This window comes from Modestobacter sp. VKM Ac-2984 (genome assembly GCF_026967985.1).
Lineage (GTDB): Bacteria > Actinomycetota > Actinomycetes > Mycobacteriales > Geodermatophilaceae > Modestobacter.
The window spans coordinates 560,733-585,729 of record NZ_JAPVBJ010000001.1; the positions used below are offsets into that span (position 1 = coordinate 560,733).

22 protein-coding genes and 2 tRNA genes are annotated in these 24,997 nt (G+C 73.4%); 9 read left to right on the forward strand and 15 right to left on the reverse strand.

Translation table 11 applies throughout. The features are described from left to right. Window positions 1–14: 14 nt before the first annotated feature. Entirely contained in the window at window positions 15–2,600 is a 2,586-nt protein-coding gene (valS, locus tag O2W16_RS02695; RefSeq protein ID WP_269157251.1) for a valine--tRNA ligase, read from the forward strand. A 43-nt stretch (window positions 2,601–2,643) separates the two neighbouring features. On the opposite strand, the gene O2W16_RS02700 is transcribed toward valS, so the two are convergent. The 6 genes from O2W16_RS02700 to O2W16_RS02725 form a co-directional block, all read right to left on the reverse strand. After that, window positions 2,644–3,495, reverse strand: coding sequence for a DUF559 domain-containing protein (locus tag O2W16_RS02700; protein ID WP_269157252.1), 852 nt, complete (start codon window positions 3,493–3,495; stop codon window positions 2,644–2,646). A 243-nt stretch (window positions 3,496–3,738) separates the two neighbouring features. Then, window positions 3,739–5,013, reverse strand: a complete 1,275-nt coding sequence (gene clpX, locus O2W16_RS02705; RefSeq protein WP_269157253.1) for an ATP-dependent Clp protease ATP-binding subunit ClpX — start codon at window positions 5,011–5,013, stop codon at window positions 3,739–3,741. A gap of 320 nt (window positions 5,014–5,333) precedes the next feature. Further along, entirely contained in the window at window positions 5,334–5,969 is a 636-nt protein-coding gene (locus O2W16_RS02710; RefSeq protein WP_269157254.1) for an ATP-dependent Clp protease proteolytic subunit, read from the reverse strand. 2 nt (window positions 5,970–5,971) lie between these two features. Beyond that, a complete protein-coding gene (locus tag O2W16_RS02715) occupies window positions 5,972–6,622 on the reverse strand; it encodes an ATP-dependent Clp protease proteolytic subunit (RefSeq protein WP_442928895.1) in 651 nt (216 codons plus the stop codon). A 301-nt stretch (window positions 6,623–6,923) separates the two neighbouring features. Next, the gene (tig, locus tag O2W16_RS02720; RefSeq protein WP_269157255.1) at window positions 6,924–8,381 is read right to left on the reverse strand and encodes a trigger factor; all 1,458 of its coding nucleotides are present in this window, start codon (window positions 8,379–8,381) and stop codon (window positions 6,924–6,926) included. Window positions 8,382–8,476: 95 nt separating this feature from the next. After that, window positions 8,477–8,550, reverse strand: a tRNA-Pro gene (locus O2W16_RS02725). Between the two features lie 76 nt (window positions 8,551–8,626). Between O2W16_RS02725 and O2W16_RS02730 the strand changes: the two genes are divergently transcribed. Beyond that, window positions 8,627–8,700 (forward strand) — tRNA-Gly (locus O2W16_RS02730). Between the two features lie 75 nt (window positions 8,701–8,775). Here the strand turns inward: O2W16_RS02730 and O2W16_RS02735 are convergent. Both O2W16_RS02735 and O2W16_RS02740 read right to left on the reverse strand, forming a co-directional pair. Then, window positions 8,776–9,789: a sigma-70 family RNA polymerase sigma factor gene (locus O2W16_RS02735; RefSeq protein ID WP_269157256.1), complete on the reverse strand. Its 1,014-nt coding sequence runs from the start codon at window positions 9,787–9,789 to the stop codon at window positions 8,776–8,778. Between the two features lie 106 nt (window positions 9,790–9,895). Beyond that, window positions 9,896–11,719: a cell wall-binding repeat-containing protein gene (locus tag O2W16_RS02740; RefSeq protein ID WP_269157257.1), complete on the reverse strand. Its 1,824-nt coding sequence runs from the start codon at window positions 11,717–11,719 to the stop codon at window positions 9,896–9,898. 257 nt (window positions 11,720–11,976) lie between these two features. Here O2W16_RS02740 and O2W16_RS02745 point away from each other — a divergent pair, with 257 nt between their 5' ends. Both O2W16_RS02745 and O2W16_RS02750 read left to right on the forward strand, forming a co-directional pair. Continuing rightward, on the forward strand, window positions 11,977–13,302 hold the full coding sequence (locus O2W16_RS02745; RefSeq protein ID WP_269157258.1) for a sensor histidine kinase: 1,326 nt from the start codon (window positions 11,977–11,979) through the stop codon (window positions 13,300–13,302). 17 nt (window positions 13,303–13,319) lie between these two features. Then, window positions 13,320–13,964 (forward strand): response regulator, encoded by a 645-nt coding sequence (locus tag O2W16_RS02750; RefSeq protein WP_269157259.1) that lies wholly within the window; start codon window positions 13,320–13,322, stop codon window positions 13,962–13,964. A gap of 21 nt (window positions 13,965–13,985) precedes the next feature. Here the strand turns inward: O2W16_RS02750 and O2W16_RS02755 are convergent, their stop codons facing one another. After that, the gene (locus O2W16_RS02755) at window positions 13,986–14,336 is read right to left on the reverse strand and encodes an MmcQ/YjbR family DNA-binding protein (protein WP_269157260.1); all 351 of its coding nucleotides are present in this window, start codon (window positions 14,334–14,336) and stop codon (window positions 13,986–13,988) included. A 195-nt stretch (window positions 14,337–14,531) separates the two neighbouring features. Between O2W16_RS02755 and O2W16_RS02760 the strand changes: the two genes are divergently transcribed. Further along, window positions 14,532–16,745 carry an MMPL family transporter gene (locus O2W16_RS02760; protein WP_269157261.1) on the forward strand — a complete coding sequence of 738 codons (2,214 nt, stop codon included), beginning with the start codon at window positions 14,532–14,534 and terminating at the stop codon, window positions 16,743–16,745. 72 nt (window positions 16,746–16,817) lie between these two features. Then, window positions 16,818–18,059, forward strand: a complete 1,242-nt coding sequence (locus tag O2W16_RS02765) for a GNAT family N-acetyltransferase (RefSeq protein ID WP_269157262.1) — start codon at window positions 16,818–16,820, stop codon at window positions 18,057–18,059. 57 nt (window positions 18,060–18,116) lie between these two features. Here O2W16_RS02765 and O2W16_RS02770 read toward each other — a convergent pair whose 3' ends face one another. The 3 genes from O2W16_RS02770 to O2W16_RS02780 form a co-directional block, all read right to left on the reverse strand. Then, entirely contained in the window at window positions 18,117–18,524 is a 408-nt protein-coding gene (locus O2W16_RS02770) for a hypothetical protein (RefSeq protein WP_269157263.1), read from the reverse strand. A 72-nt stretch (window positions 18,525–18,596) separates the two neighbouring features. Continuing rightward, window positions 18,597–18,752 carry a hypothetical protein gene (locus tag O2W16_RS02775; protein WP_269157264.1) on the reverse strand — a complete coding sequence of 52 codons (156 nt, stop codon included), beginning with the start codon at window positions 18,750–18,752 and terminating at the stop codon, window positions 18,597–18,599. A gap of 10 nt (window positions 18,753–18,762) precedes the next feature. After that, window positions 18,763–19,248: a ribose-5-phosphate isomerase gene (locus O2W16_RS02780; protein WP_269157265.1), complete on the reverse strand. Its 486-nt coding sequence runs from the start codon at window positions 19,246–19,248 to the stop codon at window positions 18,763–18,765. Between O2W16_RS02780 and O2W16_RS02785 the strand changes: the two genes are divergently transcribed. The 3 genes from O2W16_RS02785 to O2W16_RS02795 all read left to right on the forward strand — a co-directional run bounded on the left by O2W16_RS02785 (window position 19,247) and on the right by O2W16_RS02795 (window position 22,601). Beyond that, window positions 19,247–19,963 (forward strand): DUF429 domain-containing protein, encoded by a 717-nt coding sequence (locus O2W16_RS02785; protein WP_269157266.1) that lies wholly within the window; start codon window positions 19,247–19,249, stop codon window positions 19,961–19,963. The two genes, O2W16_RS02780 and O2W16_RS02785, sit on opposite strands and share 2 nt — an antisense overlap. Next, window positions 19,960–20,715 carry an MBL fold metallo-hydrolase gene (locus tag O2W16_RS02790; protein WP_269157267.1) on the forward strand — a complete coding sequence of 252 codons (756 nt, stop codon included), beginning with the start codon at window positions 19,960–19,962 and terminating at the stop codon, window positions 20,713–20,715. The genes O2W16_RS02785 and O2W16_RS02790 overlap by 4 nt, the downstream gene beginning before the upstream one ends. Window positions 20,716–20,822: 107 nt before the next feature. Next, window positions 20,823–22,601, forward strand: coding sequence for a SpoIIE family protein phosphatase (locus tag O2W16_RS02795; protein ID WP_269157268.1), 1,779 nt, complete (start codon window positions 20,823–20,825; stop codon window positions 22,599–22,601). A 6-nt stretch (window positions 22,602–22,607) separates the two neighbouring features. On the opposite strand, the gene O2W16_RS02800 is transcribed toward O2W16_RS02795, so the two are convergent. The 3 genes from O2W16_RS02800 to O2W16_RS02810 all read right to left on the reverse strand — a co-directional run bounded on the left by O2W16_RS02800 (window position 22,608) and on the right by O2W16_RS02810 (window position 24,972). Then, window positions 22,608–23,375, reverse strand: coding sequence for an SDR family oxidoreductase (locus O2W16_RS02800; RefSeq protein WP_269157269.1), 768 nt, complete (start codon window positions 23,373–23,375; stop codon window positions 22,608–22,610). Window positions 23,376–23,417: 42 nt separating this feature from the next. Then, window positions 23,418–24,038: a hypothetical protein gene (locus tag O2W16_RS02805; protein WP_269157270.1), complete on the reverse strand. Its 621-nt coding sequence runs from the start codon at window positions 24,036–24,038 to the stop codon at window positions 23,418–23,420. Window positions 24,039–24,306: 268 nt separating this feature from the next. Beyond that, window positions 24,307–24,972: a mycothiol-dependent nitroreductase Rv2466c family protein gene (locus O2W16_RS02810; RefSeq protein WP_269157271.1), complete on the reverse strand. Its 666-nt coding sequence runs from the start codon at window positions 24,970–24,972 to the stop codon at window positions 24,307–24,309. Window positions 24,973–24,997 lie beyond the last annotated feature (25 nt).

The following is a 24,997-nucleotide window of genomic DNA, read 5'->3' on the forward strand; positions in this document are numbered from 1 at the left end:
TTAGGATGCCAGTCATGGTTGCCGACACCCGATCCCTGGACAGCACTCCCCCGGGGAGCACCGGCGGCGTACCCGAGAAGCCCTCGATCGACGGGCTGGAGGAGAAGTGGGTGGCCCGCTGGGCCGAGGGCGACACCTACGCCTTCGACCGTGACGCCGCGCTGTCCGCACCCCGCGCGCAGACCTACGCGATCGACACCCCGCCGCCGACGGCGAGCGGGTCGCTGCACGTGGGTCACGTGTTCAGCTACACCCACACCGACATCGTCGCCCGGTACCACCGGATGCGCGGCAAGCACGTCTTCTACCCGATGGGCTGGGACGACAACGGCCTGCCCACCGAGCGCCGGGTGCAGAACTACTACGGCGTGCGCTGCGACCCCTCGCTCCCCTACGACGAGTCGTTCGAGCCGCCGGAGAAGCCGGGCAAGGACCAGCAGCCGATCTCCCGGCGCAACTTCGTCGAGCTGTGCGAGCGGCTGACCGCGGTCGACGAGGCCGCGTTCGAGGAGCTGTGGCGCCGGGTCGGGCTGTCGGTCGACTGGTCGAACGTGTACCGGACGATCTCGGAGTCCTCCCGCGCCACCGCGCAGAAGATGTTCCTGCACAACCTGGCCCGCGGGGAGGCCTACGCCCAGGAGGCGCCGACCCTCTGGGACGTCACCTTCCGCACCGCGGTCGCCCAGGCCGAGCTGGAGGACCGGGAGCGTCCCGGCGCCTACCACCGTCTCTCCTTCCACGGGGCCGCCGGTCCGGTCTTCATCGAGACCACCCGGCCCGAATTGCTGCCGGCGTGCGTCGCCCTGGTCGCCCACCCCGACGACGAGCGCTACCAGCCGCTGTTCGGGAAGACGGTCACCACGCCGCTGTTCGGCGTCGAGGTCCCGGTCGTCGCGCACCGGCTGGCCGAGCCGGACAAGGGCTCGGGCATCGCGATGATCTGCACGTTCGGTGACCTCAACGACGTCACCTGGTGGCGGGAGCTGCAGCTGCCGACCCGCGCCGTCATCGGCTGGGACGGTCGCTTCCTCGCCGAGCCGCCGGCCGACGTGCCCGCCGACCTGTACGGCGAGCTGGCCGGCAAGACGTCCTTCAGCGCGCAGCAGCGGATCGTCGAGCTGCTGCGGGAGTCCGGTGACCTGGTCGGTGACCCGAAGCCGATCACCCACCCGGTGAAGTTCTTCGAGAAGGGCGAGCGCCCGCTGGAGATCGTCACCACCCGCCAGTGGTACATCCGCAACGGCGGCCGGGACGGCGACCTGCGCGACGCCCTGCTGGCCCGCGGCCGGGAGATCCAGTGGGTGCCCGAGCACATGCGGCACCGCTACGACAACTGGGTCGAGGGGCTCAACGGCGACTGGCTGATCAGCCGGCAGCGGTTCTTCGGCGTCCCGTTCCCGGTCTGGTACCGGTTGGACTCCGAGGGCGAACCCGACTACTCCGCGCCGATCCTGGCGCCGGAGTCGGCGCTGCCGGTCGACCCGTCCTCCGACGTCCCCGAGGGCTTCACCGCCGACCAGCGGGGCGTCCCCGGCGGCTTCATGGCCGACCCCGACGTCATGGACACCTGGGCCACCTCGTCGCTGTCGCCGCAGGTCGCCTCGGGTTGGGAGACCGACCCGGAGCTGTTCGCGCACGTCTTCCCGATGGACCAGCGGCCCCAGGCGCACGACATCATCCGCACCTGGCTGTTCTCCACCGTCGTCCGGGCGCACTTCGAGCACGGCACGGTGCCGTGGACGCACGCGACCATCTCCGGCTTCGTGGTCGACCCCGACCGCAAGAAGATGTCGAAGTCCAAGGGCAACGCGACCACCCCGATCGACGTGCTGGAGCGCTACGGCACCGACGCGGTGCGCTGGCGCGCTGCCGGCGCCCGGCCGGGGGCGGACAGCCCGTTCGACGAGGCGCAGATGAAGGTCGGCCGCCGGCTGGCCATGAAGGTGCTCAACATCGGGAAGTTCGTGCTGGGGCTGGGCGCCTCTCCGGACCTGACGGCCGAGGCGGTCACCGAGCCGATCGACCGCGGGTTGCTCGCCTCGTTGTCACAGGTGGTCGACGAGGCGACCGCGGCGATGGAGGCCTACAACTACACCCGGGCGCTCGAGGTCACCGAGTCGTTCTTCTGGTCGTTCTGCGACGACTACGTGGAGCTGGTGAAGACCCGCGCCTACGGCTCGGGCCCCGAGGCTGCTTCCGCCCAGGCCACGCTGGCGCTGGCGCTGTCGGTGCAGCTGCGGCTGCTCGCCCCGGTGCTGCCGTTCGTGACCGAGGAGGTCTGGTCGTGGTGGCAGTCCGGCTCGGTGCACCGGGCGCTGTGGCCGACCGCGACCGAGCTGCCGGCCGGTGGCGACCCCGCGGTGGTGTCGGCGGCCGCCGAGGTGCTGTCGCTCGTCCGCAAGGCGAAGTCCGACGCGAAGACGTCGATGCGCACCGACGTCGCGACGACGACGGTGACCGTCTCCGAGGCGCGGATGGCCGCGGTCGAGGCCGCCCGCGGTGACCTGATCGACGCCGGCCGGATCCAGTCGCTGACCGTGGTGGCCGGCGAGGGCCCCCTCCACGTCGACGTCGTCCTCGCCGAGACGCCCACCGACTGACCGATGTGCGCTGAGTGCCAGGTGGCGAGCCCGGACCTGGCACTCAGCGCCCGGCGTCGAGCCCGAAGAGGCGGCGCCGGGCCGCGTGGACGGTCAGGATCTCGGTGCGGCAGGCGGCGGCTTCGACCGTGAGCCTTTGGTAGCCGAACCGGAGCGTCTGCCACCCCACCGTGGCCGCCAGGGCGTCTCGGCGGATGTCCCGCTCCCGCTGCTCGCGGGAGCCGTGCCAGGCGGCCCCGTCCATCTCGACGGCGAGCAGCACCTCCTCGCAGGCGGCGTCGAGGAGGAACCGCTCCCCCGCCACCGTGATCGGACGCTGCTGGACGAACGCCGGCATGCCGGGAGCACGCAGGACCTGCAGGCAACCCCAGATCTCGAGTTCGCTCTGGCACCCGTCGGCGAGCAATCGGACGAGTTCGGTCAACGCAGCTCGCCCGGGCAACCGTGGACGCCGAGCCAGTTCATCGGCCAGCTGTCGCGCCGTGCACAGCCGCCGGCGGACCGCGGTGATCGCTGCTGCGCGGACAGCGGGGCGCCCGGCACCGGAGGGATCAGCCCACGCGTCCACGACCGAACGCTCGACCGACGTCACCGGCAACCCGCCGACCGGCCGCACGTGCCAGTCGACGTCGGCCACCCGGTGCAGCACGACTCCCGGGGCGCCCCGACCACTGCGGCCCGACGCCACGGTGACGTGGACGGGACCGGCGGGCGGCGCGACGAGGCCCCAGAGCGCCAGGGCAGTGGCGTGGCTGACCACGGCCTCCCGCGACCGGACGGCGGCAGCCACCCGGACCCGCCAGTCGGTCGTCGACCCCGGTACCGCGTAGCAGCCACCACCAAGACGCAGCAGCCGGCCACTCGCGACCCAGGAGCGGACGGTCGTTGGGCTCACCTGCGCCGTCAACTGCGCCCACGTGGTCCAGTCTCGGGGCCCGACCAGAGCCTCAACGTCGTGCCGCACCCCCACAGCCTGTCGCTCGCGGCTCGAGCGCCGGGGCTGCGCCGCAGATTTGTGGACGGCGGGCGCGGACTGTCAGTCGGGCGGCTCCCAACTGTCAGTTCGCGCACGCCCACTCCTGGAATGAGCGACGGCCCGCTCCCCTACAGGGGAGCGGGCCGTCGGGCTGTGGCTGGGTTACGCGGACTTCTCGCGGGGGGCGCGGGCGGGCTTGCGGGGCACGATCGTCGGGTTCACGTGCTCCAGCACGACCTCGCGGGTGATGACGACCGTGGCGACGTCCTCGCGGCTGGGGATGTCGTACATCACCGACTGGAGCACCTCCTCCATGATCGCCCGCAGACCGCGGGCACCGGTGCCCCGCAGGATGGCCTGGTCGGCGATCGACTCGAGCGCGTCGTCGGTGAACTCCAGCTCCACCCCGTCGAGCTCGAACAGCCGCCGGTACTGGCGCACCAGGGCGTTCTTCGGCTCGGTGAGGATGTTCATCAGCGCCGTGCGGTCGAGCTTCTGCACGCTGGTGATCACCGGCAGCCGGCCGATGAACTCGGGGATCATGCCGAACTTCAGCAGGTCCTCGGGCATGACCTGCGCGAAGGCGTTGGCCTCCTCGATCTCGGCCTTGCCGCGGACCTCGGCGCCGAAGCCGATGCCCTGCTTGCCGGTGCGTGCCTCGATCACCTGGTCCAGCCCGGCGAACGCGCCACCGACGATGAACAGCACGTTGGTGGTGTCGATCTGGATGAACTCCTGGTGCGGGTGCTTGCGCCCGCCCTGCGGCGGCACCGACGCGGTCGTGCCCTCGAGGATCTTCAGCAGCGCCTGCTGCACGCCCTCGCCGGAGACGTCCCGGGTGATCGACGGGTTCTCGCTCTTGCGGGCGATCTTGTCGACCTCGTCGATGTAGATGATCCCCGTCTCGGCGCGCTTGACGTCGTAGTCGGCCGCCTGGATCAGCTTGAGCAGGATGTTCTCGACGTCCTCGCCGACGTAGCCGGCCTCGGTGAGCGCCGTGGCGTCGGCGATCGCGAAGGGCACGTTGAGCATCCGGGCCAGCGTCTGCGCCAGGTGCGTCTTGCCGCAGCCGGTCGGGCCCATCAGCAGGATGTTGGACTTGGCGAGCTCGACGCCCTCGTCCCGGCCCCGGTCGGTGCCGCCGGCCTGCACCCGCTTGTAGTGGTTGTAGACGGCGACGGCGAGCGTGCGCTTGGCCTGGTCCTGGCCGATGACGTACTGCTCGAGGAAGTCGTGGATCTCCTTGGGCTTGGGCAGCTCGTCGAACTTGAGGTCCGACGACTCCGAGAGCTCTTCCTCGATGATCTCGTTGCAGAGGTCGATGCACTCGTCGCAGATGTACACCCCAGGGCCAGCGATGAGCTTCTTGACCTGCTTCTGGCTCTTCCCGCAGAACGAGCACTTGAGCAGGTCGCCGCTCTCACCGATACGTGCCACCTGGCTGACCTCCACCTCGAATGGGACAGCGCTGCCGCGGTCCCGTTGGTTCGTGCTGTGTCATGCCCTCGTCGACGCCCATCCTGCTGGCGTTCGGTGTCCCTGCGGTCGTGACCGGGGAATCGGGCGTTCACCGAACCTACCCGGCTGATCCGACGTTCCCGGGCAGGAACTCACCCGGGTCGCCCGGCCCGCACCACCCGCCCCGACCCTCCCCCGTGACCCGGCGGAGTCCTCGGGAGACCACCGGAACGACGGATGGGAGAACGGTACGGGCCGAGAGCACGACACGCGCGCCCTCGGCCCGTCCCGTCACCGGATCAGACCGGCGGCAGTGCGTTGAGCTTGCGGCTCTGGATGACCTGGTCGACGATCCCGTACTCCATGGCCTCCTGGGCCGTGAGGATCTTGTCCCGGTCGATGTCCTTGCGCACCTGCTCCTGGGACTGCCCGGTGTGCCGGGCCAGGATGCTCTCCATCTGCACCCGCACCCGCTCGATCTCCCGGGCGTGGATCTCCAGGTCGGTGACCTGACCGCCGGCCTCGCCGGAGGGCTGGTGGATCAGCACCCGGGAGTACGGCAGCGCCAGCCGCTTGCCCTTCGTCCCGGCAGCCAGCAGGACGGCGGCCGCGGAGGCGGCCTGGCCCATGCAGACGGTCTGGATGTCGGGGCGGACGAACATCATCGTGTCGTAGATGGCCGTCAGCGCGGTGAACGAGCCACCGGGGCTGTTGATGTACATCGTGATGTCACGGTCGGGGTCGTTGGACTCCAGCGTGATCAGCTGGGCCATGACGTCGTTGGCCGAGGCGTCGTCGACCTGCACCCCGAGGAAGATGATGCGCTCCTCGAAGAGCTTGTTGTACGGGTTCGACTCCTTCATGCCGTAGCTCGTGCGCTCCACGAAGGAGGGCAGGATGTACCGGCTGGAGGGCATCTCGAAGCTGCTGCTCATGGTCACTTCTCCGGTCCGTCGGTGACCGGGTTGTCGGTCGAGGTCATGGACTCTGCGCGGGTCACCACGTGGTCGACGAAGCCGTACTCGAGGGCCTCCTGCGCGGTGAACCAGCGGTCGCGGTCGGAGTCCTTCTCGATCTGCTCGACCGTCTGCCCGGTGAACTGCGCCTGCAGCTCGTTGAGCTGGACCTTGGTGCTCCGGAAGAGCTCGGCCTGGATGGCGATGTCGGAGGCGGTGCCGCCGACGCCGGCCGAGGGCTGGTGCATCAGGATCCGCGTGTGGGGCAGCGAGTAGCGCTTGCCCTTCGTCCCGGCGGTGAGCAGGAACTGGCCCATCGAGGCGGCCAGGCCCATCGCGTAGGTGGCGACGTCGCAGTCGATGAACTGCATCGTGTCGAAGATCGCCATGCCGGCGGTGACGGAGCCGCCCGGCGAGTTGATGTAGAGGTGGATGTCGCGCTTGGGGTCCTCTGCGGACAGCAGCAGCATCTGCGCGGCGAGCTGGTTGGCGATGACGTCGTCGACCTGGCTGCCGAGGAAGATGATCCGCTCACGCAGCAGGCGCTCGTAGACCGAGTCGTTGAGGTTCATCATCGAGCCGCCGGCGCGCATCAGCGGCGCACTGGCGGTGATCAGGTCTGAGTTGCTCACGGGTGCGGTGACCTCCGTAGGACTGCGGTGCAGTCGGTCTCGTGGAACGGGTTGGCCGGTGGTCGGGGGCGACCGACGACGCTGCGGACGACCCTCGGTGCCGGTCGTCAGTGCGGCCTCGTGTGGTCGTCCTTCAGGGGTGCCTGAGTGTCACGTCGACCCTAACGCGCACCCCCGACCGGTTCCTCCCGGCGCGGGCCGGTGTTCGCCGTGGGCGCAGCGACGCCGTGGCCAGAGCCCTGGGAACGGCAGCGCCGCCCGTACCCAGCGGGGTACGGGCGGCGCGGTGTGCCGGGGTGGATCAGGCCTTGTCGGCCGTCGCCTCGGTGTCGGTCTCCTCGGCGGCGGTCTCCTGGGAGGCGTCGGCCTCGACGGCGTCGGCCTCGGCGACCTCAGCCGCGTCGTCGTCCTCGGCGTCGGCCGAGTCGGCGGCGACGGTGCGCGGACGCAGCGCCTCCAGGTCGACGACGTTGCCCGACTCGTCGGTGATCGTCGTCTCCTCGAGCAGCTGGGCCAGCGCCTTGGTGCGCCGCACGTCGGCGACGAACTCGGCGATGTTGTTGCCCTGCTGGAGCTGCTGGGCGTACTGCTCCGGGCTGACCCGGTTGCGCTGGGCCTGGGCCATGATCTGCGCGGAGAGGTCCTCGTTGTCGACGGTGACCTCGCGGGCGTCGGCGATCGAGTCGAGCACGAACTGCGTCTTGACCGCCTTCTCGACGTTCGTGCGCATCTCGGCGTCGTAGGCCTCGCGGTTCTCGACCTCGGTCATCGAGAAGTAGGCGTCCCAGTCCATGCCGGCCTGCTGCAGCTCGCGCTCCATGGCCTGGCTGCGCCAGCTGAGCTCCTGCTCGACCAGCTTCTCCGGCACCGGGACCTCGATGGTCTCCAGCAGGTGCTCGACCAGCTTGTCGCGGGCCTGCGCGCCCTGCTGCAGCACCTTGGTGCGGGCCAGCCGCGTGCGGACGTCCTCGCGCAGCTCGGCCAGGGTGTCGAACTCGCTGGCGATCGAGGCGAACTCGTCGTCCAGCTCCGGCAGCTCCTTGGCCTTGACCGACCGGACGGTGACGGTCACGTCAGCCATCTCACCGGCCTGGTCACCGGCGAGCAGCTCCGTGGAGAAGGTGGCGCTCTCGTCGGCGGACAGCCCCCGCACGGCCTCGTCCAGGCCGTTCATCAGGTTGCCGGAGCCGACCTCGTAGGACATCCCGGTGGTGCTGCCGTCCTCGAGCACCTCGCCGTTGAGCGTGGCCTCCAGGTCGATGGAGACGAAGTCGCCGTCCTCGGCCGCGCGCTCGACACCGGAGAGGGTGGAGAAGCGCTCGCGCATGACGGTGATCTGCTGGTCGATCTCCTCGTCGGTGACCTCGACGTCGTCGACGGTCACCGCCAGGGAGTCCAGCGGGGGCAGCTCGAGCGTGGGGGCGACGTCGACCTCGGCGGTGAAGGCGAGGGCCTCGCCGTCGTCGATGCGGGTGACCTCCACGTCCGGCTGGCTGATGACGCGGACCTGGTTCTCCCGGATCGCCTCGGAGTAGACCTCCGGGACGGCGTGCTGGACGACCTGCTCGAGCACGACCGGGCGGCCGATCCGCTGGTCGAGGACGCGGTTCGGGACCTTGCCGGGGCGGAAGCCGGGAACGCGCACCTGCTTGCCCAGCTCCTTGTAGACCTCACCGAAGGCGTGGTCCAGGTCGCTCCACGGCACCTCGATCGCGAGCCGGACCCGGGTCGGGCCCAGGTTCTCGATGGTGCTCTTCACAGCGGCGTGCTCCTCAGGTACGACGGGGGTGGTCGCGGCCTCCGTGGGGACGGCGGCCGATCGTGCCCGCGAGTCTTCCAGACCTCGCGGCAGTGTCGGGGTGACAGGATTTGAACCTGCGGCCCCCTGCTCCCAAAGCAGGTGCGCTACCAAGCTGCGCTACACCCCGTGGCCACCGGCGAGTCTAGGCCGACGGCCTGCGGACAGCGCCGCGCGGGCACGGGATAGGCTTGCGCGGTAAGCATGCGGGTGTAGCTCAATGGTAGAGCCCCAGCCTTCCAAGCTGGCCATGCCGGTTCGATCCCGGTCACCCGCTCCACGCATCACCGCAGGTCAGGCAGCAGCGCCCCGGCTCCCCCGCCGGCCAGGACGGCAGAGCGCCGGCCCGCCGCGCTCACCGGTCGGCGACGGCCGGGTCGCGCGGCAGGCCGAAGAGGTCGAACAGCCGGGTGTCCAGGAACGCCGTCATCCGGGTGATCCGCCCGTTGGCCGTGGTCAGCGCGTGAACGGCCCACGGCCGGTGGGCGCCGTCCGGACCGTTCGGCCGCCACTGGGCGAAGGCCGGGTTGCCGTTGAGCTCCAGCGGCACCACGTGCGAGCCCCGGCACTCTGCGCCGGGGCCGGCGAACCAGGTGCCGATGTCCGCGGCGCTGCGCAGCCACATCGCATAGGGCGGCATGTCCATCACGGCGTCCTCGTGCAGCAGCTCGACCAGCGCCTCGATGTCGTAGCGGAGGAAGGCGTCCAGGTAACGGGCCAGCAGCTCGGCGTCCGGGGCGGCGACGTCCTGGTCGGGGGCCTTGTCGCGGGCCTGGTGTGCAGCGAGCGTGGCCCGGGCGCGCTGCAGCGCGCTGTTCGCGGCGGCGACGGACGTCTCGAGCAGCCCGGCCACCTCGTCGGCCTTCCAGCGGAGCACGTCCCGCAGGATCAGCACGGCCCGCTGGCGCGGCGGCAGCAGCTGCAGCGCGGCGACGAAGGCCAGCCGCACCGACTCCTTCTGCACCGCCAGGTCGGCCGGGTCGCCCCCCACGGGCAGGAGGGTGCGGTCCAGCGCCGGCTCGACCCACGCGCCGTCGGCGAGCACGCCGGCCAGCGAGGCCGGCACGGGGGCCGAGGACTCGTCGGAGAGATCGACCGGGAGCGCCCGGCGCTTGCGACCGTCGAGGGCGTCGAGGCAGACGTTCGTGGCGATCCGGTACAGCCAGGAGCGCAGCGCCCCGCTGCCCTGCAGGCGGTCCAGCGACCGCCAGGCCCGGACCATCGTCTCCTGGACCGCGTCCTCTGCGTCGAACGAGGACCCGAGCATCCGGTAGCAGTACCCGGTGAGTTCGCGCCGGTGCTCGGCCAGCCGCGGCTCCAGCTCGGCGGCCGGGCCCGCACCCGGCCGCTCGGTGACGACACCGGTCATCGCAGCACTCCTGCTCTCCGTCGTCGCCTGGTGGGCCCCGGACGAGGCGCGCTGCGACGTCCCGGCCGATCCTGCCCGAGGGCTACGACAGAGTGAAGGACTCGGGCTACTGGTAGGTGACCAGTTCCGGGGTCGGCTGCACCGTCTCGATGGTCTCCTCGGGAGAGATCATCGGGACGTCCTCGTCGATGAAGTTCTTCCAGCCCCAGTACAGCGGCGCCGGGGCGTCCCGGTGCAGCACCTCCCAGGTGTCCTGCTTGGCCGGCTGGGAGCCCTGCCCGTCGACGTGCACCATGATCGCCAGCTCGTCCCGAGTGGTGTCCAGGCGCTCGCGGTCGATGATCATCCGCACCTGGAACTGGTGCAGCACCAGCAGCTTCTGCGGCAGGTCGTTCTCCCGGGTCAGGTCGGCCAGCCAGGTGACCACCTGGTTCACCTCGTCGACGCCCACCTGGCCGATCTGCCGCAGGTGCACCTCGCCCGGGTCCAGCCGCCACTCAGGGTCCAGCGCCAGTCCCACGTGGGGGTACTCCAGCAGGGACTGGTACTGCTTGGCCTGGGTCAGGAAGTCCGTCCGGCCGGGCTGCAGGTCCAGGACGACGTAGACGCCGGCCTCCGCCGCCGCCTCGATCCAGGGACGGAAGGTCTCCGGGTCGATCTCGGTCGAGTAGTTCCCGTCCGGACCGGCTTCGGCCGAGGCCACCGTCGCGATGATCTCGAACGCCGGGACGACGGGCGCCTCGACGAGGGGCGCGTACTGGGCGGCGTACTCCTGGGCGCGCTGGATGGCCCCCGGGAGGTCCTGCTCCCCGAGCAGTCCGAGCGCACCGGTGCCGGGGGTGCCGTACAGGGCGACCAGCAGCCGGCCGGGGAAGAGCAGCTGCCCGCCGCCGGGCAGCTGGGTGCCGGTCGCCGCGGTGTCCAGCTTCCAGTCGATCCCCGGCGCACCGGCCAGGTCGGCACCGAGGACGACGACCGTCGGCTCGGCCGCGAGGCGCTCGACGACCGCCGCTGAGCCGCGCGGGTCGGTCATCCCGCCGGTGAGCAGCACCTCGGCGCCGGCGGCCCGGGCCGTCGCGATCCCGGCCAGCGACTGCGCGCCCCCGCTCGCCAGGACGACCACGTCCTCCAGCGGCTCGGCGCGCTGCACCTCGGGCAGCTCCCCCGTCGCCTCCACCGCCTCGGACTCCGACACCTCGGACTCCGACGCCTCCGTCTCGGACGCCTCGGACTCAGGGGCCTCGGCCTCAGGGGCCTCGGACTCAGGGGCCTCGGACTCAGGGGCCTCGGTCCCGGACGGGCTCGCCGGGGCCGGCGGGACCTCGGCCGTGAGGGCCGGGAGCGCATCCGGTGCCAGCGCGGCCACCGCTGCGGCCCGCTCCGCGTCGGGCACGGTCGTCGCCTCGGCCAGGTCCAGGCCGGTCGCCTCCTCCAGCGCCTCCGCATCGGCGGGGACGGTCACGACGTCGACGTCGTCCGAGCCACCGGGGAGCAGGTCGGCGGCATCGCCGCCGACGGTGAGGACGGTCTGCACGCCGAGGCGGTCCAGCTCCGCCCCGAGGACGTCGGCCGGGTCGTCGGAGCCCAGCAGCAGGGGCACCCCGAGACCGACCGCCGCCACCGCCCCCAGCAGTTCCGCGTCGGCATCGCCGCTGCCGGCGATGACGGCGACGTCCGAGCTGCTGAACAACGCACGGCTGGTCGAGACCGCGGCGGCCACCGGGTCGGTGTCGGGGACGAGCGTGCGTGCCGCCTCCGGAGCCGTGGCGACGACCTCGGCCACGACCGGCTCGTCGGCGTCGCCGGAGCCGCTGGCCCCGGCGTCGTCGTCGGAGCCGGTGCACCCGGCGAGCACCAGCGCGGTGACCAGGGCGAGCGCCGGGACGGCGGGGCCGCGGGCGGGACGGGGCAGGACTGCGGTGCGGCGCATGGGCTACTTCCTGTGCCCGCGGCCACCAGGGAGCCGGGGTCCCGGGGCGGGCGGACACGAACACGGTCGGGGCTCACCGAGCGTAGATGCGACCGGCGCCGGTGCGATACCCGCCGGGTGGAGGGTCCTGGACACGGCCGGTCCGCGCCGGGAGCATCAGCGCCCGAGATGAGCGCCCACAGGTCGGGACAACCCGAGTCCGCACCGGCCAGCCAGCGGGCTGGGGCGGCACGTCGTCGCAGGTCAGGCTGGTCCGCATGACGACGACCACCGCCGAGCCGCCCGCCCAGGCCGAGCACCCCGTGGTGCACGAGCCCCGGCGCGGCTGGTGGCGCCAGCTCGGCATGGACACCGGGTACGTGCTGGTCAACTTCTGGTTGTCGATCCTCGCGTTCGTCCTGGTGGTCACGCTGCTGACCGTCGGGGTGGTCACCCTGGGCATCTGGATCGGGCTCCTGGTCCTGGTGCTGGCCCTGCTGGTCGCCCGCGCCTTCGCGACGTTGGAGCGGAGGCAACTGCCCGACGTCCTGCGGAGGGAACTGCCCCGACCGGTCTACCGGCGCACGCAGCCGGATGCCCCGCTGCTGCGCCGACTGATCACCCCGCTGCGCGACCCCCAGTCCTGGCTCGACGTCCTGCACGCCGTGCTGCACATGACCGTGTCGATCCCCGTCTTCGTCGTGACGGTCGTCTGGTGGGCGATGGCACTGGCCGGTCTGACCTCCATGACGTGGGACTGGTCGATCCCCTACGACGAGTCGGGGCAGGCGGCGAACTACACGTTCCCCGAGCTCATCGGGCTGGCCGACAGCTCCACCAACCGGGTGCTGCTCTACACCGCGATCGGGATCCTGTTCGCGCTGACGCTGCCCGCGGTGGTCCGGGGGTGCGCCCTCGCCGAGGCACAGCTCGGCCGGGTGCTGCTGACCTCCCGGGCCGCCACCCAGGCCGAGATCGGCCGGCTGTCGGAGGGCCGGGACGCCGCGGTCGCGGCCGAGGCGGTGGCCCTGCGCCGGCTGGAGCGGGACATCCACGACGGCCCCCAGCAGCGGCTGGTCCGGCTGAGCATGGACCTGCACCGGGCCCGCCGGATGGTCGACAGCGACCCCGACGGCGCCCGGGCGACGCTGGACGAGGCGGCGGTGCAGACCCGGGAGACGCTGGAGGAACTGCGGGCGCTGTCCCGCGGCATCGCGCCCCCGGTGCTGGCCGACCGCGGCCTGGCCGCCGCGCTCGCCGCGCTCGCGGCCCGCTCCCCCGTCCCCGTGGAGCTCGCCTGCGCCCTGCCGCCGGGGCAGCGGCTGACGCCCCCCGTTGAGAACTCCGCGTACTTCCTGGTCAGCGAGGCGCTGGCGAACGTCGCCAAGCACAGCGAGGCGACCGTGAGCCGGGTGACGGTGGTCTGCGAGCACGACCGGCTGCGGGTGGTGGTCGAGGACGACGGCCGCGGCGGCGCGGTGCTCGCCCCCGGTCACGGACTGGCCGGGCTCACCGACCGGCTGCGGGCGGTCGACGGGGTGCTGACCGTGGACAGCCCGCGCGGCGGGCCGACCCGGCTGATCGGCGAGCTGCCGTGCCGGTGACCGAGGGAGGGCCCCGGATGCGGGTCGTGCTGGCCGAGGACTCCGTGCTGCTCCGGGAGGGCCTGGTGCGGCTGCTCGGTGAGGCGGGGACCGAGGTGGTGGCCGCCGTCGCCGACGGGCCGTCACTGGTCCGTGCGGTGGTGGAACACCGGCCGGACGTCGCCGTCGTCGACGTCCGGATGCCCCCGACGCACACCGACGAGGGGCTGCGGGCCGCGGTGGAGGCGCGCCGCGCCGTCCCGAGCACCGCGGTGCTGGTGCTCTCCCAGTACGTGGAGGTCGCCTACGCCGACGAGCTGCTCGCCGACGGCGCCGGCGGCGTCGGGTACCTGCTCAAGGACCGGGTCGCGCAGGTGGACCAGTTCCTGACCGCTCTGGACGACGTCGTGGCCGGCGGCACCGTGCTCGACCCGCAGGTGGTCGCCCAGCTGTTCGCCCGGCGCCGGCGCGACGACCCGGTGCGCGCCCTGTCCCCGCGGGAGCGGGAGGTGCTGGGGCTGATCGCCGAGGGGCACTCCAACGCCGCGATCGCCCGGGAGCTCGTCGTCACCCTGGGCGCGGTGGAGAAGCACACCCAGCACATCTTCGCCAAGCTGGGCCTGGCCCAGGACGAGGACCAGCACCGCCGGGTGATGGCCACCCTGGCCTACCTGCGCAGCTGACCACGGGCCGCCGGCGCGGGCTCATCCGCCGGCTGCGGCGTCGAAGGCCGCCCGCAGCCGGGCCGGGGCCCGCTGTCGCCACGCCTCGGTGAGCAGCTCGGCCAGCTCCGCCCGGTCGACGGCCGCGAGCTGGACCACGACCATGCTGCTGTTCCGGTAGTGGTGCGGCACCGAGAACACCGCCGGGCGTCCCGCGGCCAGCTCGGCGTTCTCCCCGGGCGCCAGCCGGATCGCCACCCACTCCTCCGCCGGGGGCATCGACGCGAAGACCTTGTCGCGCACCCGCAGGCAGGCCATGTCCCAGGCCGGTCGCTCGGTGGCCTCCGGCAGGGCCAGGGCGATCGCGCGGACGTCGTCGGGGGTGGCTGGCATGGCGGCAGGGTGCCACCGACCACCGGTCATCGACCACCAGCAAGAACACGGCCCTCGTCGGGCTGACCGGCACCCCGAGGTGGTGCCAGCCCGACCTCGTTCGGGGGGTCAGCGGCAACGACATGATCATCTCCGGCCGCGAGGCTCGGTCCAGCGACGCCGCACCCGGCGGCGCCCGAGCTGGAAGGCCTCACCGTGAGCGTCCCCGTGCTGACCACCCTGCCCGACACCGCGCCCCCTCCTCCCCCACGGGACGGGTTCGCCGTCCGGGTCGCCCGGTGGAGCGCCACCCACCGCTGGACCGTCGTCGGTCTCTGGGTGCTGGCGGTCGCGCTGGCCGTCGTCATCGGCGGCGTCACCGGCACCAAGACGCTCACCGCTGCGCAGAGCGGCAGCGGCGAGTCCGGCCGCGCCGACGTCGTCCTGGACGGCGCCGGGTTCCCCGACCCGCCGACCGAGCAGGTGCTCGTGCAGACCCGCGACGGCTCGGCGATCGGCGCCGAGGGCACCGCGGCCGCCGCGGACGTCACCGCCGCCGTCCGCGGGCTGGACGAGGTGGCCGCCGTCGGCGACCCGGTCGCCTCCGCCGACGGGACGGCGCTGCTGGTGCCGGTCACCCTCGACGTCGGGGACCGCACCGGCTCGGCCGCCGACGACGCGGCCGCCGACGCGGTGCAGCCGGTGCTCGACGCGGTCGCCGGCGTGCAGGCCGACCACCCGGAGCTGCGGGTCGTCGAGTCCGGCGGGAGCTCGCTGGACGCCGTCGTCGGCGAGCAGCTGGAGGAGGACTTCCTGCGCGCGGAGCTGCTGAGCCTGCCGGTGACGCTGGTCGTGCTGCTGGTGGCCTTCGGTGCCCTGTTCGCCGCCGGCGTGCCGCTGCTGCTGGGGCTCACCGCCGTCGGGGGCGCCCTCGGGCTGGTGTCCCTGGTCTCCCAGCTGACCCCCGTCGATGCGAGCACCGCCAGCGTCGTGCTGCTGATCGGCATGGCCGTCGGGGTGGACTACGCGTTGTTCTACGTCCGGCGGGCCCGGGAGGAACGGCGGCACGGCGCACCCACCGCGCTGGCCGTCGAGCTGGCCGCCGCCACCTCCGGGCGGGCCGTGCTCACCTCCGGCCTCGCCGTCGCGGTGGCGATGGCGGGCATGTACCTGGCCGGGAGCCCGGTGTTCACCTCGTTCGCGACCGGCACGATCCTCGTGGTGCTCGTGTCGGTGATCGGCTCCCTGACCGTGCTGCCGGCGACGCTTGCGCTGCTGGGGCGGGGCATCGAGCGGCCGCGGGTCCCGCTGCTGGGCCGGCTGGTGGGCCGCTCGGACGACAGCCGGGTCTGGTCCGCCGTCGTCCGGCGGGTGGTGTCCCGGCCGCGGACCTCGCTGGCGGTGGGGGTGGCCACGCTGCTGGCGGTGGCCGCGCCGGCGATCGGCATGGCCACCTCCAACCCCGGCATCGACGCGCTCTCCCGGGACAGCGAGGTGGTCCGGGCCTACGACGCCATCGCCACGGCCTTCCCGCAGGAGGGCAGCACCGACCAGGTCGTCGTCTGGCGCACCGACGGGCAGCGGCTCGACGTCCCCGCCGTCCAGGACGCCGCCGACGAGCTGGTCGCCCGGCTGCCGGACGGCACGGCCGCCGGTGAGCTCGAGGTCAGCCCCGGCGGCACGGTCGCCCGGCTGTCGGTGGCGGGTGCCGGTGCGGCCGGCAGCGAGGAGGCCCGGGCCGGGCTCACCCAGCTGCGGGAGGACCTCGTGCCGGCCACGCTCGGTTCCGTGTCCGGCACGGCCACGGCCGTCACCGGGGCCACCGCCGGGGACGCCGACTTCAGCGACACGATGGCGCAGCGACTGCCGATCGTGATCGGGTTCGTGCTCGCGCTGACCGTCGTCGTGCTGACCGTGGCGTTCCGGTCACTGGCGGTCGCGCTGATCGCCGCCGTCCTCACCCTGCTGTCGGTGGGCGCCGCGTACGGCGTGCTGGTGCTGGTCTTCCAGTCGACCTGGGCCGAGGGCCTGCTCGGCTTCACCTCCACCGGCGCGATCGTCTCCTGGATCCCGCTCTTCCTGTTCGTGGTGCTCTTCGGGCTGTCGATGGACTACCACGTGTTCGTGGTCTCCCGGGTCCGCGAGGCGGCCCGGGCCGGCATCCCGATCCAGCTGGCGGTGACCACCGGGGTCTCCCGCTCGGCCGGGGTGGTCACCAGCGCCGCGGTGGTCATGGTGGCGGTGTTCAGCATCTTCGCGACGCTGTCGATGCTGGAGTTCAAGCAGCTGGGGGTGGGCCTGGCGGTCGCGGTGCTGATCGACGCGACGCTGGTCCGCGGGGTGCTGCTGCCGGCGGCGATGGCGGTGCTGGGCGAGCGGACCTGGTGGCTGCCGCGGTGGCTGGGCTGGCTGCCGGCCGCCAGCCACTGAGGCACTGGCACGCAGACCGCATGGCCCGGAACTGGTTGGCCGACCGTCGTCCCCGCCGGGTAGACACCTCCCGTGACCGACATCGCCGACCAGCTCCGCCCCATCACCACCGAGGAGTGGCCGCGCTTCGTCCGCGGCATGCGCACCACCTTCGGCCACGACCACTCCGGCCCGTACCTGGACTCCCCGTCCCCGACGGCCGAGCTGGACCGCTCGCTCGCCCTGTTCGACGGCGAGCGGGTGGCGGCCACCGCCGGGGTCTACAGCCTGGAGATGTCCGTGCCGGGCGCGGTGGTGCCGACGGCGGGCGTCACCTGGGTGACCGTCTCCCCCACCCACCGGCGGCGCGGGGTGCTGACGGCGATCATGCGGCGCCAGCTGGACGAGGTGCACGCGGCCGGCCGCGAACCGGTCGCGGCGCTGTGGGCCGCCGAGTGGCCGATCTACGGCCGGTTCGGGTACGCGCCGGCCGCCCGGCGGGGCGGCTGGACCGGGCTGACCGAACGGCTGCGCCTGCGACCGGACGTCGACTGCGGCACCGGCACCGTGCAGCTGGTCGGGGTCGAGGAGTTCCGCCCGGCGGCCGCGGCGCTGCACGAGCAGGTGCGTCGGTCGGTGCCGGGCAACATGGCCCGGGACGAGCGGTGGTGGGAGCGGCGGCTGCACGACTCCGCCGAGTCCGCCGCCGGAGGTCCGCCCCGCCAGCTGGCGCTGCACACCGAGGCCGACGGGACGGTCACCGGCTTCGCGAGCTACCGGGTGCGGGCCTCCTGGACCGACACCAGCGAGCCCGACGGCACGCTGACCGTCGAGGAGGTCCGGGCGACCAGCCCGACCAGCTACGCCGCGCTGTGGCGCTTCCTGCTCGGGCACGACCTCATGCGCATGATCGAGTACCCGCGCGGCTCCGCCGACGATCCGCTGCCGCACCTGCTGGTGGACGGGCGGGCGTGGCACGCCCGCCCGGTCGATGCGCTGTGGGTGCGGCTGGTCGACGTGGGCGCTGCGCTCTCCGCCCGCCGGTACCCGGCCCGGTTGGACATGGTGTTCGAGGTGCGCGATCGGTTCTGTGACTGGAACGACGGACGCTGGCACGTCTGGGGCCACCCGGCCGGTGCTTACAGTGACCGTACCGACCGCGACCCGGACCTGGTCCTGGACGTCGACGCGCTGGCAGCGGCCTACCTCGGCGGTGTCTCCCTGGCCGCCCTGCAGGCCGCCGGCCGGGTGACCGAGATCAGCCCGGGCGCGGTGACCCAGGCGTCGACGGCCTTCGGCTGGCCGGTCGAGCCCTGGTGCCCCGACGACTTCTGACGGCCCCGCTGCAGGGTCCCGCCGCGAGCTCGCGAGTGGTGGGGGCAGCGGGGTCCTTCACCTCACCGGGGCTGGGTGCCGTCCCACTCCGACAGCGGGGCGCAGTGCCAGCGCCAGGAGGTGACCGGCTCCCGGCCGGGCAGCTCGCCGCGGCCGGTGGGCCCACAGCAGGGCCGCCCAGGGGTCGGCGTCGGCCGGCGCCCACGGGAAGAGCCGTGCCCGGGTTACCTCGGCCAGCCGGGACGGCGGGGTCCAGTCCAGCCGGCGGTCCATGGCGACGTCGCCGGTGTGCAGCAGCAGCTCCGCGCAGCCCATCCCGGCGAAGCCCGAGGCGTCGGCCAGCCCCCAGTCGTGGGCGCCGCGCTCGGCCGGGCCGGCGGCGTCGACCACCCGGGCCAGCACCTCGGCCGCGGCAGTCAGCTGCAGGCAGGTCTCGGCGAGGTCGGCGTCGGGCCGGCGGACCACGTCGAAGGCCGCTCACCTCCACCGGCCCGGCGACCAGGTCCTGCGCGTACCAGTAGAAGGACCCCGTCCTCCTCAGCCCTCGCAAGCTCGGGCCGAGCCTCTGGACGGGGCCATGATGTGCGCGACGACGTCGGTGCCCAGCGTCGGGACCGCCGCCGCGCCGTCGGGCACCCGGGCGAAGACCTGCTGGACCGCGGCGACCGCGGCACGCAGGTCGTCCCCGGTCACCGGAGCCTGCTCACGGGTTGCGGGTGGGCAGGCCGCCGGCCGGACGCTGCCGGTTCTGCTCGTACTCGCTGAGCAGCCCGATCCGACGGGAGTGCCGTTCCTCGCCGCTGAACGGCTCGCGCAGGTAGGTCAGCACCAGCGCGGTGGCCTCCTCCACGCTGTGCTGCCGGTTGCCCACGGCGGCGACGTTGGCGTCGTTGTGCTGGCGGGCCAGCTGGGCGGTGCTCTCGTTCCAGATCAGCGCGGCCCGGACGCCGGGCACCTTGTTCGCGGCGATCTGCTCACCGTTGCCCGAGCCCCCGATGACGATGCCGAGGCTGCCCGGCTCGGTGACGACCCGCTCCCCCACCTCGAAGCAGAACGGCGGGTAGTCGTCCTGCGGGTCGTAGTCGAAGGCCCCGCAGTCGACCGGCTCGAAGCCCTCGTCGGCGAGCACCTGCATCAGGTGGGACTTCAGTTCGAGGCCGGCGTGGTCGGTGCCCAGGAAGACGCGCATGCGCCGATCTTCTCAGCACTCCTGGCAGGCTGGCCCGGTGGCGGTGCTCGGGGTGGACGGTTGGCGCGGCGCATGGGTCGGTGCGCGGCTCGACGGGCGGTCCGTGCGGCTGGAGGTGCTGGCAGACGCGGCCGCGGTGCTGGCGGTGCCGGACGTCGAGGTGGTCGCCATCGACATGCCGATCGGGCTGTCCGAGGACGGCGTCCGCGCCTGCGACGTCGCGGCTGCCGGCCTCCTGCGGCCGACCGGCGCCGCCAGCTCGGTGTTCCCCACGCCGGTGCGGGCGGTGCTGTCCACCGACGACTACGCCGAGGCCCGGGTGATCTCCCGCGCGGTGACCGTGCCGCCGCGCGCACCGTCGGCACAGGCCTTCATGCTGGTCCGCTCCATCCGAGCCCTGGACGACGTCCTCGGGGACCCGCCGACCGACCGTGTCGTGGAGGTGCACCCCGAGCTGGCGTTCCGGCTCGGGCTCGGCGGGGTCACCGACCGCAAGGGCACCGCCCGCGGCTCGGTGCAGCGGCTGCAGGCCCTCCGCGCGGTGATGGACGTCGAGGAGGCGCTCGCCGGGGCACCGGTCGGCGTCCCGCTCGTCGACGCGCTCGACGCCTGCGCCGCCGCCTGGTCGGCGCTGCGCCTGGCCGCCGGCACCGCCGAGCGGGTGGGGGACGGGACGACGGACTCCCGCGGCCGGCCGATGCGGATCTGCTGGTGACCGCCGGCTGGCGGGAGATCGGCGACCGGGTGTTCGTCCGCCGGCACCGGGAGCTCGACCTGAACTGCGGCCTGGTCGTCGGCGACGGCGGCTGCCTGGTGATCGACACCCGCTGCCACCTGGGCGAGGGCCGCGCGCTGGCCGAGGCGGTCCGGACGGTCACCCCGCACCCGTGGACGGTGGTGAACACCCACGCGCACTTCGACCACTGCTTCGGCAACGCCGCGTTCCGCCCGGCCGAGATCTGGGGGCACCGCCGGTGCGCCGAGGAGCTCGAGGCGACGGGCGAGCACCAGCGGGCCTCGGTGGTCACCGCCCTCCGGGAGGAGGGTGACCCCGCGGCCGAGCTGGTCGCCACCGCGCCGATCGACCCGCCGGACCGCCTGGTCGACGACCTCGCCCGGCTCGACGTGGGCGGCCGCACCGTCACGCTGCGCCACCTCGGGCGAGGCCACACCAGCGCCGACCTGGTGGTTGCCGTGGACGACGTCCTCTTCGCCGGGGACCTGGTCGAGGACGGGTCGCCGCCGGCCATGGAGGACGCCTACCCGCTGGAGTGGGCGGCGACGGTCACCGCGCTGCTCGAGCTGGTGCGCGGGCCGGTCGTCCCCGGGCACGGCGGGGTGGTGGACGCCGCCTTCGTCGCCGCCCAGCGCGACGAACTGGTCCAGCTGGCGACCTGGCTGGCCGACCCCGCCGCGCCCCCGCCCTTCGACGAGGCCACCCGGGAGACCGCCCGCGGCCGAGCGTGAACAGCGCCCCGGGGACCGAAGTCCCTCCCGGCGACCCGGTTGCGTGTGGTGAGATGCGTGGCGCCTGATCCGAGCAGCGGCGGGCCGCCCCGATCCGGAGGAGACCCGTGCAGGACCGGGCCCCTGCCCACCCGTTCCCCGACCCCCACCGGGCCGGTGCATGGGTGGAGTCGGCCGCGATCCCGCTGGTCTGCATGGACCGCGACTTCCGCTGGGTGTACGTCAACCGGGCCGCCGAGGCGCTGCTGCAGGAGCGGCGGGAGGACCTGCTCGGCCGCACCCAGTGGGAGATCCACCCGCTGACCCTGGGCACCGACGTCGAGCGGGCCTACCGGCACACGATGGACACCCGGGAGCCGGTGGACTTCGAGCAGTACTACCCGCCGCACGACCGGTGGTACCGGATGTCGGTGCGTCCGGCCGCCGACGGCATGGACGTCGAGTTCCACGACATCACCGCGGAGCGGCGCCGGGCCGTCGCACCCGCGGCGCCGCCGGCGACGGTCGAGGACCCCGCGGCGCTGGACCTGCTGGACCTGATCACCGAGACGTCGACTGCGCTGAGCACCACCCTCGAGGTCGACGAGGGCGTCCGCCGGCTGGCCCGGCTGGTCGTCCCCCGGCTCGCCGACTGGGTCATCGTCAGCACGTACGACGCGACCAGCGGGGCCCTGGACGACGTCGCCGTGGTGCACCGCGATCCCGAGCTGCAGCACGCCGCCGAGGTCTACGCCGAGGCCCGGACCGGCGCCCTGGCCGCGGACTCACCGGCGCGGCGGGCGATCCGCAGCGGACGGCCGGAGGTCGTCGGCGACGGCCGGGCCGACGACCTCGACTCCTTCGTGGCTGGACTGGTGGTCACCCCGCGGGTGCAGCAGCTGCTGACCGCCCTGCAGCCGGGCTGCGTCGCCGGCGTCCCGCTGCTGGCCGGTGGCCGCACCGTGGGTCTGCTCAGCCTGTTCCGGGACGCCGGCTCTCCGCCGTGGACCGACCGCGAGCTGCGCGCCGCCACCGACGTCGCGGCCCGGGCCGGCACGGCCCTGGACAACGCGCGCCTGTTCACCCAGCAGCGCCAGGTCGCCGAGGCCCTGCAGCGCAGTCTGCTCACCGACCCACCGGAGCCCGACCACGCCGAGATCGTGGTCCGGTACCTGCCCGCCGTGCAGGCCGCGCGCGTGGGCGGCGACTGGTACGACGCCTTCGTCCAACCCGGGCGCACCACGATGGTCGTCATCGGCGACGTGGCCGGGCACGACATCGAGGCGGCGGCCGCGATGGGCCAGCTGAGGAGCCTGCTGCGGGGCATCGCCGTCTACAGCGACGCGGGACCGGCGGAGGTGCTCTCCGGGCTGGACCGGGCGATGGACGTGCTGGCCGTCGGCACCATCGCCACCGCTGCGATCGCCCGGTTCGAGCAGACCGACGAGCAACGCCGGCGCGGCGTCACCAGCATGCGCTGGTCCAGCGCGGGGCACCCGCCGCCGCTGGTGCTGGACACCGACGGCCGGGTGACCACGCTGGGCGGCCGGCGCGCGGACCTGTTGCTGGGCGTCGACCCGGCCACCACGCGCACCGAGCACGTGGCGGAGCTCGACCGCGACACGACGGTGTTCCTCCACACCGACGGGCTGATCGAGCAGCGCGGGCCCGACGGTCCGCTCGGGCTGGACGCCGGCCTGGACCTGTTGCGGGCGGCGCTGGCCGACCTGGCCCACCTGCCGCTGGGGGCGCTGTGCGACGCCGTCATCGAGCGGCTGGTGGACGGCCGCCCCGACGACGACGTCGCGCTGGTGGCGGTGCGCCTGCACCGGCAGGACCGGCCCCGCCCGGCGGAGGCGGGCCCGGGCCACGTGCCGGACGCCGTCCCCGCACCACCGGGAGCCTGACGGCCCTCAGGCCAGCCGACGCACCAACGGCAGCGGCAGGACCCGCAGCAGCCCGGCGACCGGGCGCCACGGCCACTCCGGGACGTAGGCGCGCACCGGCTCCCGCTCGATCGCCGCGGTCAGTGCGGTGACACCGGTCTGCAGGTCGACGGTGAAGGGGCCGCGGCGGCCGGTGTTGATGTCGGTCTCGATGAAGCCCGGGTGGATGGTGCTGACCCGGATGCCACGGGTGCGCCGGTCCCCGAGCAGGTCGGCGCGGATGCCCTCGGCGAGCACGGCGTCGGCGGCCTTGGAGGTGGCGTACGCCGTCCGGGTGCCGCCCATGCCGCGCACCCCGGCGACCGAGGAGATCACCACCAGGTGGCCGCTGCCCTGGGCGCGGAACAGGGCGACGGCGGCCTCGCAGCAGGCGTGCGTGCCCAGCACGTTGGTGACCAGCACCTGCCGGTTCGGCCGCGCCTTGCCCGTGCCCACCGGCGCGCCCTTGCCGAGGCCCGCATTGGCGATGAACCGGTCGATGCCGCCCAGTTCACCGGCCAGCCGCGGGACGACGTCGGCCACCTCGTCGGGGTCGTCGACGTCGAGCCGGCCGGTGACCACCCGGATGCCGGGGTGGGCGGCCAGCAGCTCCTCCCGGAGCTCGTCGAGGAGCTCGGTGCGGCGGGCGACGAGCGCCAGGTCGCGGCCCCGGGCGGCGAACTGGCGGGCCATGCCCTGCCCCAGCCCGGCACTGGCGCCGGTGATGAAGACGCGCTGACGAACGGGGTGCGGCATCGGGTCATCCTGCCGCACCCACCCGCACCTCGTGCCTCGATCTCAGCCCTTGGCCTTCGCCTTGGCCTTCGCCTTCGCCTTCGCCAAGACGTTGGCCACCGCCTTGGCCTTGGCCTGGGCGTCCTCCTTGGTCAACCCCTTGGCCTCGGCCAACGCCTTCCCCTTGGCCAGGACGAACGCCTTGGCCTTGGCCTTGGCCTCGTCGGCCTTGTCCGGGCCGGTCGGCTGGGACGGCGGGGTGGCTGCGGGCTCGGCCACCGTCACGGTGACCGTCGGGTAGAGCTGGACCCGGTAGAGGTGATCGCAGACGCCGTCGATCGTGTACTCCCCCGGGGCCGTCCCAGGCGCGAACGACTCCTCGAAGGTGACGCTGCCGTCAGGGAGGGTGGCGTCGGCGACGCCGACCTGCCCGTCGCTCACCTCGTACCAGATGAAGGGTGTTGATCCGTCCGCGTCGGGGAGCGATCCGACCGGGTCGGGGGTGCACCCGGTGAAGGTCACGGTGAACGGCTGCCCCGGGACGACGGTCGTGTCCGAGAGGACGGGGGTCGGCAGCGGTGCCGGTGCGGCCAGGGCCGCCGGGGCAGCGACCAGGGTGGCTGCACCGGTGACCAGGCCGGCCATGGTGACGGCGGCGACGCGGCGCGTGGACAGGGCGGACATGGGGTCTCCGTCGCTGTTCGGCGGCCCGGTCGGCCCGGCCCGGCTGCGGCATGTCTAGTGGCTCAGCTGCGGCACGTCCAGTTCTCACCCGCCCTGGTCGACGAGGCAGGCCGTCCACGCCCCACGAGCGGGCAGTCCGTGGTCCCCGTCGACGGGACGGCCGCCCACCCGTCCGGGGAGGCGGCCGACCCGCGACGGACCCACGCCGCGCGGGACCGCCACCGGGTCCGCGCGGCTGTGCGCAGGGGACCGTACGGGGGGACCGTGGTCAGCGGGTGCCGGTCAGCTCCAGGGCGTCGGCCGGGATCGAGGACATGTCCGGCCCGGAGCTGCGGGTGCGCTTGAGCTCCCAGAAGTCGGGCAGGTTGGCCAGCAGGACGGCGCCGTCGAAGGCCTTGCCGGCGTCCTCACCGGTCGGCACCTTGCTGATCACCGGGCCGAAGAACGCCACGCCGTCGATGTGCATGACCGGGGTGCCGACGTCGTCGCCCACCGGGTCCATGCCCTCGTGGTGGCTCTTCTCCAGGGCCGCGTCGTACTCGGTGGAGCCGGCGGCCTGGGCCAGCTCGGCGGGCAGGCCCACCCGCTCGAGGGCCGGGGCGATGATCTCCTCGATCTCCAGCTCCTCGTGGTGCCGCAGCGTGCCCATCGCGGTGTAGAGGTCGCCGAGCACGGCGTCGCCGTGCTGCTGGGCGGCGGCCACCGCGACCCGCACCGGGCCGATCGCCTTGGCCATCATCTCCTGGTACTCCTCGGGCAGGTCGCGGCCGCGGTTGAGCACCGACAGCGACATCACGTGCCAGTGCAGGTCGATGTCACGGACCTTCGCCGCCTCCAGCACCCAGCGGCTGGTGAGCCACGCCCACGGGCACAGCGGGTCGAACCAGAAGTCGACGCGGGCCTTCACGGGAGAGCTCTGCACTGCCTCGGTCATGGGTGCTCCTCAGTCTGTCGTCGGT

Excerpts from the sequence above, each read along its gene's own strand:
- O2W16_RS02755 (WP_269157260.1), bottom strand. The coding sequence starts at position 14,336 with ATGCCAGCCACCCCCGACGACGTCCGCGCGATCGCCCTGGCCCTGCCG.
- O2W16_RS02745 (WP_269157258.1), top strand. The coding sequence starts at position 11,977 with ATGACGACGACCACCGCCGAGCCGCCCGCCCAGGCCGAGCACCCCGTG.
- valS (WP_269157251.1), top strand. The coding sequence starts at position 15 with ATGGTTGCCGACACCCGATCCCTGGACAGCACTCCCCCGGGGAGCACC.
- O2W16_RS02740 (WP_269157257.1), bottom strand. The coding sequence starts at position 11,719 with ATGCGCCGCACCGCAGTCCTGCCCCGTCCCGCCCGCGGCCCCGCCGTC.
- O2W16_RS02800 (WP_269157269.1), bottom strand. The coding sequence starts at position 23,375 with ATGCCGCACCCCGTTCGTCAGCGCGTCTTCATCACCGGCGCCAGTGCC.
- O2W16_RS02785 (WP_269157266.1), top strand. The coding sequence starts at position 19,247 with ATGCGCCGATCTTCTCAGCACTCCTGGCAGGCTGGCCCGGTGGCGGTG.
- O2W16_RS02780 (WP_269157265.1), bottom strand. The coding sequence starts at position 19,248 with ATGCGCGTCTTCCTGGGCACCGACCACGCCGGCCTCGAACTGAAGTCC.
- O2W16_RS02810 (WP_269157271.1), bottom strand. The coding sequence starts at position 24,972 with ATGACCGAGGCAGTGCAGAGCTCTCCCGTGAAGGCCCGCGTCGACTTC.
- O2W16_RS02710 (WP_269157254.1), bottom strand. The coding sequence starts at position 5,969 with ATGAGCAGCAGCTTCGAGATGCCCTCCAGCCGGTACATCCTGCCCTCC.
- O2W16_RS02750 (WP_269157259.1), top strand. The coding sequence starts at position 13,320 with ATGCGGGTCGTGCTGGCCGAGGACTCCGTGCTGCTCCGGGAGGGCCTG.
- O2W16_RS02735 (WP_269157256.1), bottom strand. The coding sequence starts at position 9,789 with ATGACCGGTGTCGTCACCGAGCGGCCGGGTGCGGGCCCGGCCGCCGAG.
- O2W16_RS02805 (WP_269157270.1), bottom strand. The coding sequence starts at position 24,038 with ATGTCCGCCCTGTCCACGCGCCGCGTCGCCGCCGTCACCATGGCCGGC.